The sequence below is a fragment of the Pseudophaeobacter sp. genome (assembly GCF_039971195.1).
GTDB lineage: Bacteria > Pseudomonadota > Alphaproteobacteria > Rhodobacterales > Rhodobacteraceae > Pseudophaeobacter.
This window is the reverse complement of the sequence record NZ_JBDWPJ010000183.1, coordinates 1-15,012: the sequence shown is the minus strand read 5'-3', so window position 1 is coordinate 15,012 and position 15,012 is coordinate 1. Positions and strand designations below refer to the sequence as shown.

16 protein-coding genes are annotated in these 15,012 nt (G+C 58.1%); 8 read left to right on the top strand and 8 right to left on the bottom strand.

The genetic code is table 11. From position 1 onward, the window contains the following. The 5 genes from ABJP42_RS16015 to ABJP42_RS15995 form a co-directional block, all read right to left on the bottom strand. On the bottom strand, window positions 1-275 hold a 275-nt coding region (locus ABJP42_RS16015), incomplete at its 3' end, for a CarD family transcriptional regulator (protein WP_348342114.1). Window positions 276-605: 330 nt separating this feature from the next. Further along, the gene (gene fdxA, locus ABJP42_RS16010; RefSeq protein ID WP_009809190.1) at window positions 606-944 is read right to left on the bottom strand and encodes a ferredoxin FdxA; all 339 of its coding nucleotides are present in this window, start codon (window positions 942-944) and stop codon (window positions 606-608) included. Between the two features lie 64 nt (window positions 945-1,008). Then, a complete protein-coding gene (locus tag ABJP42_RS16005; protein WP_348342112.1) occupies window positions 1,009-1,383 on the bottom strand; it encodes an RNA-binding S4 domain-containing protein in 375 nt (124 codons plus the stop codon). A 6-nt stretch (window positions 1,384-1,389) separates the two neighbouring features. After that, window positions 1,390-4,356 (bottom strand): helicase-related protein, encoded by a 2,967-nt coding sequence (locus ABJP42_RS16000; protein ID WP_348342110.1) that lies wholly within the window; start codon window positions 4,354-4,356, stop codon window positions 1,390-1,392. Window positions 4,357-4,420: 64 nt separating this feature from the next. Next, complete coding sequence (locus ABJP42_RS15995; RefSeq protein ID WP_348342108.1) at window positions 4,421-4,990, bottom strand: hypothetical protein; 570 nt, start codon at window positions 4,988-4,990, stop codon at window positions 4,421-4,423. A 113-nt stretch (window positions 4,991-5,103) separates the two neighbouring features. Between ABJP42_RS15995 and ABJP42_RS15990 the strand changes: the two genes are divergently transcribed. From ABJP42_RS15990 to ABJP42_RS15970, 5 genes are all read left to right on the top strand, one after another. Continuing rightward, window positions 5,104-5,394 carry an SCP2 sterol-binding domain-containing protein gene (locus tag ABJP42_RS15990; protein ID WP_348342106.1) on the top strand — a complete coding sequence of 97 codons (291 nt, stop codon included), beginning with the start codon at window positions 5,104-5,106 and terminating at the stop codon, window positions 5,392-5,394. Next, window positions 5,394-6,359: an alpha/beta fold hydrolase gene (locus ABJP42_RS15985; RefSeq protein WP_348342104.1), complete on the top strand. Its 966-nt coding sequence runs from the start codon at window positions 5,394-5,396 to the stop codon at window positions 6,357-6,359. Before ABJP42_RS15990 ends, ABJP42_RS15985 begins: the two co-directional genes overlap by 1 nt. Window positions 6,360-6,508: 149 nt before the next feature. Further along, window positions 6,509-8,329, top strand: a complete 1,821-nt coding sequence (locus ABJP42_RS15980) for a M3 family oligoendopeptidase (protein WP_348342102.1) — start codon at window positions 6,509-6,511, stop codon at window positions 8,327-8,329. A gap of 129 nt (window positions 8,330-8,458) precedes the next feature. Then, window positions 8,459-8,941, top strand: a complete 483-nt coding sequence (locus tag ABJP42_RS15975; protein WP_348342100.1) for an invasion associated locus B family protein — start codon at window positions 8,459-8,461, stop codon at window positions 8,939-8,941. A gap of 202 nt (window positions 8,942-9,143) precedes the next feature. Beyond that, window positions 9,144-9,956 (top strand): aminoglycoside phosphotransferase family protein, encoded by an 813-nt coding sequence (locus ABJP42_RS15970; protein WP_348342098.1) that lies wholly within the window; start codon window positions 9,144-9,146, stop codon window positions 9,954-9,956. A gap of 545 nt (window positions 9,957-10,501) precedes the next feature. On the opposite strand, the gene rpoH is transcribed toward ABJP42_RS15970, so the two are convergent. Both rpoH and ABJP42_RS15960 read right to left on the bottom strand, forming a co-directional pair. Continuing rightward, window positions 10,502-11,398 carry an RNA polymerase sigma factor RpoH gene (gene rpoH / locus ABJP42_RS15965; RefSeq protein WP_348342096.1) on the bottom strand — a complete coding sequence of 299 codons (897 nt, stop codon included), beginning with the start codon at window positions 11,396-11,398 and terminating at the stop codon, window positions 10,502-10,504. Window positions 11,399-11,580: 182 nt separating this feature from the next. Continuing rightward, window positions 11,581-12,399 (bottom strand): LysR family transcriptional regulator, encoded by an 819-nt coding sequence (locus tag ABJP42_RS15960; protein WP_348342094.1) that lies wholly within the window; start codon window positions 12,397-12,399, stop codon window positions 11,581-11,583. A 101-nt stretch (window positions 12,400-12,500) separates the two neighbouring features. Between ABJP42_RS15960 and ABJP42_RS15955 the strand changes: the two genes are divergently transcribed. Continuing rightward, window positions 12,501-12,923, top strand: coding sequence for a hypothetical protein (locus tag ABJP42_RS15955; RefSeq protein WP_348342092.1), 423 nt, complete (start codon window positions 12,501-12,503; stop codon window positions 12,921-12,923). 83 nt (window positions 12,924-13,006) lie between these two features. On the opposite strand, the gene ABJP42_RS15950 is transcribed toward ABJP42_RS15955, so the two are convergent. After that, window positions 13,007-14,044, bottom strand: a complete 1,038-nt coding sequence (locus ABJP42_RS15950) for an RluA family pseudouridine synthase (RefSeq protein ID WP_348342090.1) — start codon at window positions 14,042-14,044, stop codon at window positions 13,007-13,009. Here ABJP42_RS15950 and ABJP42_RS15945 point away from each other — a divergent pair. Further along, complete coding sequence (locus ABJP42_RS15945) at window positions 14,043-14,345, top strand: DUF6476 family protein (RefSeq protein ID WP_348342088.1); 303 nt, start codon at window positions 14,043-14,045, stop codon at window positions 14,343-14,345. The genes ABJP42_RS15950 and ABJP42_RS15945 overlap by 2 nt on opposite strands. Before the next feature lie 495 nt (window positions 14,346-14,840). Beyond that, the coding region (locus ABJP42_RS15940; RefSeq protein ID WP_490363233.1) for a transposase at window positions 14,841-15,012 on the top strand (172 nt) is incomplete at its 3' end.

The following is a 15,012-nucleotide window of genomic DNA, read 5'->3' as shown; positions in this document are numbered from 1 at the left end:
GACCACATGGCGCGTTTGACCTTGGCCTTACCTTTGAGGGTCTTCATCGCCTGATTGATCACATCGGGCGAGCTGAGCGAGCGCATGCCCACTTCGATGGCCTTATTGGTTGGCACCCGCAGTGTCATCTTGTCCTTTTCAAAGGTGATTACGAAAAGCTCCAGCGCAAAGCCGGCCACTTCCTGCTCCTCAACCGAGATGATCTGTCCAACGCCATGGGCGGGATAAACCACAAATTCGTCAGGGCGGAATGCGAGCTTCTTCGATTTTGTCATACAGGTCTTTCCTTACGCTAGAGGTCGGGTGGCATCACGGCCAGGTACCCGACACAACAACGGCAACGCTATCGCTCCGGATCTGCACAGCAGGTCAAGAGGTCAATCGTCACCGTAGGTCAATCCCCCGCGCCACGCCCAGCAGCAGATCTGCCGCGCGAGGTGGGGTCGATATTCATATACATCTGCCAAGTATTATATCATAAAAACCACCCCTCCGAAAGGCGGGGAAGTCTTTGGCATTACAAGGCAATTTGAAAACGCACCCCAAGATGGGCTGCAAGCGCAACTCTTCGGAGAATCAGCCGGTGCGACAAAACAACGAAACGATCAGCCGCCTTCGCCGGGTGCTTCGGAGAAGTATTTCTCCAGCTTCCCCTCTTCACCGTCGCGCTCTTCCGCCTCCGGCATGGGGTCTTTTTTGGAGACGATTACCGGCCACATTTCAGAGTATTTGCGGTTGAACTCAACCCACTTGTCCATGTCCGGCTCGGTATCGGGGCGGATGGCGTCCGCCGGGCATTCAGGTTCGCAAACGCCGCAGTCGATACATTCATCCGGGTGAATCACCAGGGTGTTTTCACCTTCATAGAAGCAATCCACCGGACATACTTCGACACAATCGGTGTATTTACAGGCGATGCAGTTATCCGTAACGACGTAGGTCATGCGGGCTCGGTCCCATTTGCTGTTTGGCCACTAGCTAATTCAGACGCGCCATTTCTTCAAGATGTCACGTGAAGTCCTGCTGTCGGGAAAGGTCAAGCGCTCTGCGAGACTTCTTGTCTGGACGTCCTTTTCCCTCAAACCGGGGGTTTGCAGGTACGCTGTCCTGTTTTGGCGTCTTATCCAGGTACAGGGCCTGGGCTTCAGGCGCCGGGCCGCGCCGTTCACCAATGGCCAGAACCTCAACGACTCGGACCTGACGGGCCTGGGGAAAGGTCAGAACGTCACCGGCAGTGACGTTCTGAGAGGTTTTGGTGATCTTAGTGCCATTAAGGCGCAGATGGCCGGCGCTGACCTGCTTGGCAGCCAGGCTGCGGGTTTTGAAAAACCGCGCATGCCAGAGCCACTTGTCAATCCGGATCTTCTCTGCCTTTGGCTCCATCCGGGATCAGTCGCCCTGCTTCAGCCCCATCAGAGCTGCCGCGAAGGGGTTGTCCGGATCGATCTGCTTTTCCTTCTTGGGAGGACGGGCGGAATAGGTCTTGCCCCCCTGCTGTTGTGGGCGGCCTCCTTTTTTGCCACCGGGCTTGCCACTAGGGCGACCGCCAGGTTTGCCGCCGCTGCGTTCACCGCCACGGCCTTGGCCGCGAGGCTTGCTGCCCCGCCCGTCTTGGCCACCATCAGCACGCTGGTCAGAGCTTCCGCCCTGGCCGGTGCCCTGGCCACGGCGCTGACCGCGATTGCCACCCTGACGGGCGCGACCACCCCAGGCAAAGGTGTAGAACACCTCCATCTCGGCCGGTGTTTCGGCGGCAGCTACAGCAGGGGCCTCGGCTACCGCTTCTTCATCTGCTCCCACGGCTGCCTCGGCTGCGGGTTCAGCCGCAGCCTCATCTTTTGCAGCGTCTTCAGATACTTCTGCTGCAGCTTCCGGCTCAGCAGTCTCTTCTGGCTTGGGCTCTGCCTCTGAAGCAGCAGCCTCGGCCTGTGGCGCATCGCCGTTCGCTGCGGCTTCTTTTGGCGCTTCGGGAGCCGCTTTGACCTTTACCCGCTCGCCTTTTTCAGCTCGGTAGCCCAGCCCCTGCATCAGGTCGGCAAACTGCTCCAGCGTCATGCCGGTGATCGACAGCATATCCGCCTTGGCTTCAAAGCCCCCACGGCTGTCTTCGGCCCGCAGCATATCTGCCAGACGTTCCAGCATATCGATGCGGATCATCCGCTCGCCAGCTTCGCGGTAGCCAGACATGGTGTCATAGCCCTGCGGCGCATCCTTGGCGGCTGGCACGGTGACCAGACCGGGAGGCGGCGCTTCGGGGAATTCCTGCACGCCATTGGCCAGCGACCACAGCACCAGACGCAGACGCGTCGGCGCGGGTTTCAGCAAAAGCGGCATAAAGATGGTGAACTGGCCAAAACGGATGCCATGCTTGCGCAGCACACCACGGGCCTCTTGGTCCAGATCCTTGACCTCCTGCATCACAGTGTGACGCGGCAGCAGGCCCAGACCTTCGACCAGACGGAAGGCAAATCCACGGGCGAGACCGGTCAGTTCCTCGTCTTTTTGCAGATTGATCAGCGGTTCAAACAGCGCCTGTACCTTGCGCGAGATGAAATGCTGCAGGCGGCGTTCCACCTTTTGCGCAACATCGGCACCGGCAGCATCATCCACAAAAACTTCAACCATCGGGCTGAGCGGATCCGCACCGGCCACCAGTTTGCCGACAGCAGCATCGCCCCACATCAGGCCACCCTGCTCGGTAAAATCGATCTCGGTATCGGGTGCGTTATAAAAACGGTCTGCGCGCAGATGGAATTGCGGCGCCAGCGCTTGCAGCGAGGCAGACTTCAATGTCTTTGCCTCGGCTCCCTGCGCACCTTTGTCCGGGGTAAACCGGAACCCGTCCAACCGTCCGACAAATTCGCCTTCGACGGTTACTTCACCCTTGTCATTCACTTCGGCCAAAAGGGCCTCCTTCTGTTTGAGCCGGCGCAGAAGCACGGATGTGCGCCGGTCCACAAATCGCTGAGTCAAGCGCTCGTGCAGCGCGTCTGACAACCTGTCTTCTACAGCGCGAGTCACGCCACGCCAATGGCTTTCGTCACGCAGCCAATTTTTACGCTGAGAGACATAGGTCCAGGTACGAATAAAGGCCAGACGCTTGGAAAGTGTGTCAATATCGCCATCCACCCGGTCGATCCGCTTGATCTGGCGCGCCAGCCAATCATCAGGAACCACGCCACCGCCATGCAAATATTCAAATATACCGCCGATCAGCCCCGCATGTTCCCCGTGCGAGATGCCGCGAAAATCGGGAATGCGGCAGACATCCCACAGCAGACGCACCGATTGCGCATTGGTGGTGCGCGAGATTATGCCACCCTCGCGGGAGAGAAGTTTCAGCGCTCCCAGATCATCTGCCTCGCGGGCCTTGACCAGCACCTCGTTGCTGGGTCTTGATTCGAGCGAGCGGATCAGCGCCTCGACGGTGCCAAACTGCAGATCGGTTGAACGCCAGTTGAGCTTTTTCAGCGGCGTAAAGCGATGCTCCATGATCGCCTCGGCGACCTCGTCGTCCAGCGGGCGTGCATCGCCGGTGACGCCAAAACTGCCATGGCTCATGCCGCGCCCGGCACGTCCCGCGATCTGTGCCAGCTCATTTGGCGCCAGGGGGCGCATCCGCTGGCCGTCAAATTTCGAGGTGGCCGAAAAAGCAACATGGTCGATATCGAGGTTCAGCCCCATGCCAATGGCATCCGTGGCCACCAGATAGTCCACCTCGCCATTCTGATAGAGCGCCACCTGGGCATTTCGGGTTCGGGGCGACAGCGCCCCCATGACCACAGCTGCACCACCCTTTTGCCGCTTGAGCAGTTCAGCGATGGCATAGACATTATCGACCGAAAACCCAACGATGGCAGTACGCGGCGGCATCCGGCTGATCTTTTTGGAGCCGCCATAGACCAGCCCTGACATCCGTTCACGGCGCAGAAACTCGACCTCTGGCACCAGCGCCTTGATCGGCCCGCGCATGGTATCGGCGCCCAAGAACAACGTCTCATTGGTGCCGCGCGCATTGAGCAGCCGCTCGGTAAAGACATGACCCCGCTCCGGGTCAGCGCAGAGCTGGATCTCGTCGATAGCAAGAAAATCACAGCCCATGCCCGGCGGCATCGCCTCGACGGTGCAGATCCAGTATTTGGCGCGCGGTGGCACTATACGCTCTTCGCCAGTGACCAGCGCCACCACTGATGGGCCGCGAATGGCGACGATCTTGTCATAGACCTCACGCGCCAGCAGCCGCAGCGGAAAGCCCATGATGCCGGTACGATAGCCCAGCATACGTTCAATTGCGTAATGTGTTTTACCGGTGTTTGTCGGCCCCAACACCGCCAAGATCCGAGATGCGCCTGCCATCTGTTCAGCCCTTATTCTGCCTCTTCCCTACAGGTCAAATGTGACACTACGAGATCAGATCGGCTTAAAGATCCTTGCCTGCAACCTCAGGCCGCAGACGTTCCAGCGCGCTGAGTACTTCCTCGTGATGGGGATGTATAGCCTCGGCACGCAAATAGGCCGCATAGGCGCGTTTAGGCTGACGGAACTGTTCAAACACCGTGCCCAGCGCATATATTGCATTGTAATCATTGGGGTTCAGCGCCAAAGCGCGCTCCAGGTCCGCCACCGACGGCCCATAAAGCCCCACCGCGTGATAGGCGCGGGCCCGTTCGTACCACCCTCGCGCAAAATCTGGCGCATGATCGGTCAGCGCGGTGAGATGTTCGATGGCTTCATCCAACGCCCCGGCCTCAAAGGCCTTGGTGGCGCGGGCTAGCAACAGGTCCATCGCAGGCGAGCCGCTTTTGCGCCAGAGCGCCTGCAACTCCCGGTCGACAGCGCGGGCCGCATCCGCATCGGCGGAAACCAGCGCAGCCAGCAGATCGGAATCCACCGGTTTTTCGTCCGCAGCGATTGCCAAAGGCATGGAAATCGTGACTGTAAGCAGCGTTGCCGCCACGATAGCTTTGAGGTTCAGGTGATTTGCAATCATGATGGCCCAGTGTAACCCTGCGCAGCATATTTTCTAGTGCCCGAAGCCGATGCTTCACGCAAAATTGCAGTTTTCGGTGCCTGATGCTGCACCAATGATCAAAGGACGTAACAATGAGCGATACACTTGAACAGGCCGCAGCGGCCATGAACGAGAAAATGGCCGGCAGCGATTTCTCTGCCTCGGCGAAATTTGCAATCGAAGGCCTCGGCGCCATCGTTCTGGACGGCAATGGCGCCCGCGTCAGCGACGACGAAGCCGATGTCACCATGACAGCGGACGCTGAAACCTTCCAGGGCATCCTGAGCGGCGACGTGAACCCAACCAGCGCCTTTATGTCCGGCAAGCTGACCATCGACGGCGACATGGGCACAGCAATGCAGCTGGCATCGGCTCTGGCCTGATGGAGAGCAGCCCGATGGACCTGACCACCGCGCCCTATTTTGCCGATATCGCAGAAGGACCCGAAACCGGTCAGGCCCATTGGGCAACCACCGAGGACGGGCTGCGCATCCGCGTCGGCCACTGGCTGCCTGCTGGGAATGAACCGGCCAAAGGTACCGTGCTGATCTTTCCCGGCCGCACCGAATATGTAGAAAAATACGGGCCCGCCGCCATTGATCTGGGCCAGCGCGGCTATGCCGCCCTCGCGGTAGATTGGCGTGGGCAGGGGCTGGGGGAGCGCATGCTCGAAGACCGTCGCCTGGGCCATGTCGAGAAATTTGGCGACTTCCAGCAGGATGTCGCAGCCGTGGTCAAACTGGCCAAACAGCTGAAGCTGCCGGAACCCTGGTTCCTGCTGGGCCATTCCATGGGCGGCGCCATTGGACTTCGCGCCCTGATGGAAGGGCTGCCGGTCAAGGCCTGCGCCTTTTCAGCGCCAATGTGGGGTATTCTCATCCCAAGCGCTATGAAGCCGGTTGCCCGCCTTCTTGGTGGCCTGGCTCCTGTATTGGGCCTTAGCGCGATGCGGGTGCCAACAACCACCAAAGGTCACTACGTGGAAACTGCGCCATTCAAAGGCAACACTCTGACCAATGATCCGGCGATGTATCAGCTGATGATCGATCAGCTGAAGGCGCAGCCGGATCTGGTTCTCGGAGGACCAACGATCAACTGGCTGAACGAGGGTATAAACGAATGCGAAGCGCTGGCGCTGCGCTCCTCTCCGCCCCTGCCCTGCCTGACCTTCCTTGGCTCGCAGGAGCAGATCGTCAACAGCGAGGCGGTACATGAACGCATGGCCCGCTGGCCTGGTGGCGAACTGGATCTGATCGACCCAGCGCAGCATGAAATCGTGATGGAAGGCAGCGAGATCCGCCGGGATGCCTTTGATAAGATGACGCGGCTGTTTGATCAGTACAGATAACGCCGCCCCCGGCCCAAAGGCTTGCAACAAATTGGCACCATAAAATCCGCCCCGCTCTGTCTTTCGGCGCGGGGCTTTGCTTGTGATCCGATCCCGTGCCACTTAGATGTTGTGCAACGTCAATACAATATGCCCGCCAAGGAGCCCCCATGCTGAACCTCCCCTTTCCCGTTCGTGATGCCAATGCTGCCTCCGGCTCTGATGAGCTGGGTAATCTGCCGGAATGGGATCTCAGCGATCTCTACAGCTCTGACGACGCCCCAGAGCTGACCCGCGATCTGGACTGGCTGGAGCAGGAATGCAGTGCCTTTGCTGCAGATTACGAAGGCAATCTGGGCGACCTGGACGCAACCGGCCTGCTGGACTGCGTGCTGCGCAACGAAAAGATCAACGCCATTGCCGGGCGTATTATGTCCTATGCGGGCCTACGCTATTACCAGCTGACCACCGATGCAGACCGGGCCAAATTCATGTCCGACATGCAGGAAAAGATCACCATCTTCACCACGCCGCTGGTGTTCTTCACCCTGGAAATCAACCGCATCGAAGATGACAAGCTGGACGCGCATTTTGCCGCCAACAGCGATCTTGCTCGCTACAAACCGGTGTTTGAACGTATCCGCGCCATGAAGCCCTATCAGCTCTCGGATGAACTGGAGAAATTCCTGCATGACCTTGGCGTTGTGGGCGATGCCTGGGAGCGGCTGTTTGACGAGACCATTGCCGGGCTCAAATTCACCGTGGATGGCGAAGAGCTGAACATCGAAGGCACGCTGAATTTCCTGACCGAACAGGACCGCAGCAAACGCGAAGCCGCTTCGCGCGAATTGGCACGGGTGTTTCAGGACAATATCAAGACCTTTGCCCGGGTGCATAACACCCAGGCCAAAGAGAAAGAAATCCTTGATCGCTGGCGGGGCATGCCCAGCCCGCAGACCGGCCGTCATCTGTCCAACCATGTGGAACCCGAAGTGGTCGAAGCCCTGCGTGAAGCCGTGGTCGCTGCCTACCCCAAGCTATCGCATCGCTATTATGAGTTGAAACGCAAATGGCTTGGCCTAGACCGGATGCAGGTCTGGGACCGCAATGCACCGCTGCCAATGGAAGACAGCCGCGTCGTGGACTGGGCCGAGGCCGAGAAAACCGTGATGGAGGCCTATGAGGCCTTTGATCCGCGCATGGGCGAGATTGCCGCGCCGTTCTTCTCCAAGGGTTGGATTGATGCCGGTGTCAAACCCGGCAAGGCACCCGGTGCCTTTGCCCATCCCACCGTCACCGAGGTCCACCCTTATGTGATGCTGAACTATCTGGGCAAACCCCGCGACGTGATGACCCTGGCGCATGAACTGGGCCACGGGGTGCATCAGGTACTGGCCGCCGAACAAGGCGAGATGCTGTCTTCAACCCCGCTGACCCTGGCCGAAACGGCCTCTGTCTTTGGTGAGATGCTGACCTTCCGCAAAATGCTGGACGGGGCCGAAACCCAAGAGCAGCGCAAGATCCTGCTGGCCGGCAAGGTCGAAGACATGATCAACACTGTGGTGCGCCAGATCGCCTTCTACGATTTTGAATGTAAACTGCACGCCGCCCGCGCCGAGGGCGAGCTGACACCCGATGACATCAACGCCCTGTGGATGTCGGTGCAGGCCGAAAGCTTGGGCGATGCCTTTGACTTTATGGAAGGATATGAGACCTTCTGGGCCTATATCCCGCATTTTGTGCATTCGCCCTTCTATGTCTACGCCTATGCCTTTGGCGACGGCTTGGTGAACGCGCTCTACTCTGTTTACGCCTCCGGCGCCGAAGGCTTTGAGGACAAATACTTTGAGATGCTCAAGGCCGGTGGCTCCAAACACCACAAAGAACTGCTGGCGCCCTTTGGGCTGGATGCCTCGGACCCTAAATTCTGGGACAAGGGCCTGTCGATGATCTCTGGCATGATCGACGAATTGGAAGCCATGGAGGACTAATCCTCCCTTGAACGCTTTGGCAGCGGTTCCGATGATTCCACTTCGGAACCGCACTCAGACTTGTCCCTCCCCAACTACGAAAGAACTTTTGTGAAGCTGTCTTGGGTCGCATTGATTGCCTGCATGCTAATGGTCTTTTCAGACCATGCTTTCGCTAAACCCAGGCAGGTCGCAAAACACGAAGACTGGACTGTTCTTTGCGATCGACAAGCCCCAGAATGCTATCTGGCGCAAACAATCAGAGCTCCGTCGAACCAAAGGCTGAAGATTTTGGGATTCCCTGCAGACTATGAGAGCCGGCCCGAAGTCGCTGCTGGTTTCACCATTACCTTTCCCAAAAACGTGTTCTTAGGTTCTGGGGTCATCATGTCCGTCGATGGGCAGGATCATCTGAAGTATAATTTTTCCTTCTGCGATTCAAAAGGGTGCCATGCTCAAATTGGCGTTCGGAAAAGCACTTTGAACCGTTTGAAGCACGGAAACATCGCTCAGGTTCTTTTTCATACAACAGGTAACAATGGGGCGGTTCAGAAAGCCAATTTCTCATTGAAAGGTTTTGCGGCAGCTCTCGAAGATCTCCGCAAGCGGCAAAGGGTGTTACAGGCCAAATAAAGGTAGTCGCCTTAGGCCCTCCTCTTCCCAGAGCGCGCACCAAGCGTTGTTGATCCCTGTGTTGGGCCATAGACCCGCGCGAACCTCGGCTTGGCAGGCCCGCCGACTTCAATCCGACTGCCACTTGGTTCCTTGAGGAAATCAGAGCAACATTGAGGGGAATACTATGGAACCCGACATCGAGCACCTTCCGGCAGACTTGATGACGCGTTTTCAGGTCACGCGTGTGCTGTCGCTCGTGGAGGTTCCAAGAGCGCGGATCTGGCAAGTCGAAACCCAGCGCTACGGCACGGCCGCCCTGAAACTCTACACATCAGGAAATATGGGCAATGAGGCCATGGGCTTTCCCTTTCTCGCAGCCATAAATGGGCCAGCAGCAAGGATCTACCAGATCACCCCGGATGCGGTGTTGATGGAATGGCTGGATGGGCCGTCCTTGGGGGATATTGCCCGCAGTGGCGAAGAGGCTTCTGCCGACAGGACACTGGCAGTGGTCGCACTGGAAGTTCACCACCAAACCAGAGAGCTGGAAATTCCTGGGCTGCTTCCACTCGCGCATTGGTTCCAGGCATTGCGGTCCCCAACATCTGACCTGGCCCTCTCGCCACAGCAAAGGAACCTCATGTGCATGGCCCAAAACCTTGCAGAGGAGCTACTGGCCAGCCAACTAGACATCTGCCCGCTACACGGAGATTTGCACCACGAGAACATCCGCCTGGGTCCGCGTGGCTTTTGCGCCTTTGACGCAAAAGGCATCTTTGGTGAACGCTGCTATGAGTTGGCCAACGCCTTTCGCCACCCCAAGGGCCCTGCCGGACCACAGCCTGACGCAGAGAAAATACGACAGCGGGCGCAGCTCTGGGGGCAGGTTTTTGAGGTCCCACCCAAACGTCTATTGCAATGGGCCAGCGCTAAATGCGCCCTCTCCCTTGTTTGGCGCGCAGGCCCAAATCTTTCACAAGATCCCGAGCTGCAATTGCTCGAACACTTGCTCACCCAGCAGGCCGAGCTCTAGCACCTTCTGAATAGGGCTGTTTTTGAACGCGGGCGGAGTATCTGACAATTATTGTCAACTATTTGATTTTGTTGGATTTTTCTGCTGTTTGCGATTGACCCCTGTGTGAAAACCCCCTAACAAGGTCTCAGGAATTACAGCAAGCCAGAACATCGGCAGCTAGCAGCAAGCCACTCCAGCCCGTCCGAACTCTTTCGGATCAGCCAGATAGCCAGCCAAGCCAGCCCCCAAGTGTTCTTAGCCAGCCATGCCTTCCCCTGCTTTTCGAACGGAACGTGACGCCCCCAGGTGATCAAACTTAGGTGTGGTCAAACCCAGGTGCGCGGCCTTAGCCAGAAACCTCCGCCAAGGTTCGCAAGCCCTTGCCAGACTTCCCTCCAGCTCGCCAGCTTTGACGCCAGCGCGCCAGACAGATCCCAGCCGCCGCAAACAAGATGAAGAAACCGCCAGCCATAGCAGCCAGCCCTTCATCTTCCTTGGTGCACCAAAAAAGGCGGAGCCCCTCGGCTCCGCCTTTTCTGTGCTTTTAGTGCAGCTCTACGGTTTTAGTGAGATGCAAGCATGCCCTTGGCCGAGGCCAGTTCACGCATCTTCTTTTGCAGTTTCTCAAAGGCACGCACTTCAATCTGACGAATGCGCTCGCGGCTGACGCTATACTGCGTGCTCAGCTCCTCCAGGGTCTGCACTTTTTCCGCCAAACGGCGCTGTGTCAGGATGTCCTTCTCGCGGTCGTTCAGCACCTCAAGCGCCTGGCCCAACAGCTCTCGGCGGGCTTCCAGCTCGTCACGGGCTTCATAATCACCAGCCTGATCGGCATCTTCATCCTCGAGCCAATCCTGCCACTGCATGGTGCCCTCGCCCTCGCTGCCAACTGTGGCATTGAGAGAGGCATCACCACCAGACATACGGCGGTTCATCGAGATCACCTCGTCCTCGGTCACCCCAAGATCATGGGCGATCCGTTTGACGTTTTCCGGGCGCAGATCCCCGTCTTCCAGCGCGCCGATGCGGGCCTTGGCTTTGCGCAGATTGAAGAAAAGTTTCTTTTGCGCCGAGGTGGTGCCAAGCTTCACCATCGACCAGGACCGCAGGACATATTCCTGGATCGAGGCGCGGATCCACCACATCGCGTATGTCGCGAGGCGGAAACCTTTTTCAGGGTCAAAACGTTTAACCGCCTGCATCAGGCCAACGTTGGCCTCAGAGATCACTTCGGCCTGCGGAAGTCCGTAGCCCCGGTAACCCATGGCAATCTTGGCCGCCAGTCGCAGGTGCGAGGTGACCATCTTGTGCGCGGCACCAGAGTCCTCTTTTTCCACCCAGGCCTTGGCCAGCATGTATTCCTCTTCCGGCTCCAGGAGCGGGAATTTGCGAATTTCTTGCATATAGCGGTTCAGACCGCCTTCAGGGGTCGGTGCGGGCAGATTTGCGTAATTAGCCATTCAAACGGTCCCTCCCAAGATGTTTAAGGACTTAACATTAGATCATATGGGTTAGCGCTAAATCTGTTTCAAGAGGCGCTGACAAGTATCCTTTTATATTTCGGTCTGCGAAACATCTGTGACCTTTGACACATAGCGCAAAAGAAAATGACCTATGGTAAAGAAAAACCGTTTTTCTGGGCCTAACCCGCGGCCTCGACCAAAAAATGGGCGAACTGCTGGGCAAAAACGGTCTTTCGAGCCGAGACCCCCAGGGTGCGCGTGATCTCCGGCGCATTGCGCAATCGGCGCACCACCACGCCGCCGTGGATACTGTCATGCGACAGGGGCACAAAGGCGATGCCAAGCCCTGCTGCCACCAGATCGAGCACCTGTTGATCATGCACCGCCTGAGCAGGCGGCAGTGGGATCGGCCCCTCTTCATCCGGCATACTGTCAGCGTTCGCACAATAGGGCCGATGGATCCGCGCCTCATCCCGCAGATCCTCCAGATCGACACTGCCACCTGCGGTCAAGGCATGGCTGCGCGGCAAGGCCACGCCGTAAGGGTCAGTTCGTAGAGGGAAAAACGCATGACCTGCCGGGACGCAGTTCTCGGCGACCAGGGCAAGGTCCGCCTCTTCAACCGGTTGCGAAAAGGACAGGAAGACCTCTGGGTTGGCCAGTTTCAACGCCCGAAACCCAGAAGCCAGCGGCGCCAGCAAGACATCAGGGGCGCAATAGATCCGCAACAACCGCCGCTCTGCTGGCTGCAGCCGCTGCACCATCCCAGTGAGCTGCGCCACGCTGCCTGCGGCCTCGGCGTAAAGCCGTTCTCCCAGGGGTGTCGCAGTCAGACCGCGTCGGTGCCGGTAGAACAGGCTTCCGCCCATCAGGTCTTCAAGTTTCTGAATCGCCGCCGAGACCGTTGGCTGACTCACCCCATTGGCCTTGGCCGCATGGCTGAAGGAACCCATTTCCAAGGCACTCAGAAAGTAACGAAGCGGAGTAAGTTCAAGCATAGCCTCTGCCTATAGAAAAGATAGTTGACCCCAGAATATCATATGCCTGCTTGATCTGCCATCCCTGTGCCTGTCGCAACGCTTCTACAAAGGATCAGCACATGACACCCATTCAGAAAGACACCCCCGATACCGCAATCGAATCCCTGCTACGCAAATTTGTTGCAGGAGACCCCGATTTGGTGAGCCACATGGCACCCGATATCGACTTTCGCATTGACCACTTCCGGGACGAGGCCGATGTAAGCTGGCAGGTCGGTAAGGGGCTGGCAGATATCGCCACCATCCTTCCCCGCCTGGCCAGTGAGATATTCCCCAAAGGCACCGAGGCGCTGGCCATCACACCTCAGATCCTGCCGCAGGAGGGTTGGATCCTGACCACATTTGAACAAAAATTCTTCTATGGGCTACGCGGTCGTATGTGTACCAGCCTCACCCTGATCCTGTCCCATGAAGCCGATGGCAAGGTCGACTATTTCCGTGAGACGGTGACGGAGGTTCTGGACCTGCCTGAGGCCTCCTGAGGGCAGACCCGACCCCTCCACGACAAAAGCCACCCGGGAAATCACCTGGGCGGCTTTGCCAATCTCTTCGCTCCCCCCAGCAGTCAGCCCGCAGGTGGCTGGCGCAGAGCTTCGATGAGTTCGCTCATATCCTGCGGCAGCGGAGCCTCAAAACGCATTTCCTCACCGCTGACTGGATGAACAAATCCCAGAACCGCCGCATGCAGGGCTTGGCGTGGGAAGTTTTGCACGGCGGCGATACCGGCGGGCGCCAGGGATTTCGCTGCCAGCTTGCGTTTGCCGCCATAGGTCGGATCCCCCACCAGGCTGTGGCCCGCATGGGTCATATGCACCCGAATCTGATGGGTGCGACCGGTTTCCAACCAGCATTCGATCAGCGCGGCCACCGAAGGCGTGCCAAAGGGTTCCACGATCCGGGCCCTTGTCACCGCATGACGCCCGCCCTGAAACAGCACCGCTTGGCGCTGACGGTCATGCTTGTGCCGGGCCAGCTGGGTGGTCAGTTTCAGGATATTGCCGGGTTCAAAACTGGTGCCTTTGACGCCGCGCAAACGCGGATCATTGGCATCCGGCACCCCGTAACAGATGGCGCGGTAGTAGCGCTCTACCGTGTGTTTCTCAAACTGTTTGGCCAGCCCCTGATGCGCCACATCGGACTTTGCCACCACCAAAAGGCCAGAGGTCTCTTTGTCGATCCGGTGCACGATGCCGGGTCGTTTCACCCCGCCGACGCCTGAGAGGTTCTCGCCGCAATGATGCAAAAGTGCGTTGACCAATGTGCCCGACGGGGTGCCCGGCGCCGGATGCACCACCATACCCGTTGGCTTGTTGATGACGATGAGATCCTCATCCTCGTAGATCACCTCCAGCGGAATGTCTTCCGGGCCGATATGGCTCTCGTCGGCCTCTTCCACGGTGATGGAGACCAGCGCGCCCGCCGCAACACGGGCCTTGGCGTCTTGCACCACTGTTCCATCGACTGTCAGGTTGCCGGCCTCGATCAGACGGGCCAGACGGGTGCGCGACAATGTCGCTTCTGCTGGCACATCGCGTGAAACCGCTTTATCAAGCCGCTTAGGCGGGTCTTCCGCGATGACAAACTCAATCTGGCGGCTGCCCATGACTGATCCTTCCGAGCCTGAAATTCAAGATGAGCCACCGCAGCTCAAGTTCCTGCGCCGTCTGGTGACCACGCTGACTGTGGTGATGATTGGCGGGCTTGTAGTGGTAATTTCCCTGCTTGTCATCCGCTTGTCTGCAGATGGTCCCAGCCTACCGAGCGAGATCACCCTGCCCGCCGGAGTTACAGCCCAGGCCGTGACCTTTGGAACGGGTTGGATTGCGGTTGTGACAACAGAAAATCGGATCCTGATTCTGGACCCAGATAGCCACGCGGTGCGCCAGACCATCGAGATCAACTAGACCTGTACCCGCAGCCTGCTCGACTACAGCGACAGATCAAACCTCGCCCGTTACAGGATCGTCACGCAGTCAGGTACATATCTGGGTTGGAGTGGTACCACCTCCCCGGCTCGAACGGGGGACCTCCTGATCCACAATCAAATGATTTTAAGAGTTTTCAAGGCTAGTTCGGAAGATAAAACACCTTGGTCGGAACCAAATCAAAGGAAACGGGCGATTTCAGAACTGCCCATTTCCAGAAGCTGAGCCGCCTTGCTAGGCTGCCCCAAGGTTACGCGTCAGACAGCTGAAAGCGGCCATTCAAGCCTCCGACGATTGAAGCCCACATACTGCACTGCGCACCAACGTCAGCTGGGCGCAGTTAACAACCTTTGCAAACTTCAGCGCGATGCAGCGCCAGGCTGCACGAAGGGCTAATTCTGTTGAAAAAATCTTCCTTGATCGGGTGCCCATTGGCTGATTCAATTGTCATACTGATTGGAGGATTTGGCGAAGATGGGACCAAAGCAGGAAGCGCAGGCGGCCCTGTTCTACGAGTTCTCGCTGGAAGAGCATGTCCCGCAGGGTCATCTGCTGCGCTCTATTGATAGGTTCGTCGATCTAAGCGGCATCCGCCAGTATCTTGCCAAGTTTTACAGCCATACTGGACGTCCATCCATTGATCCTG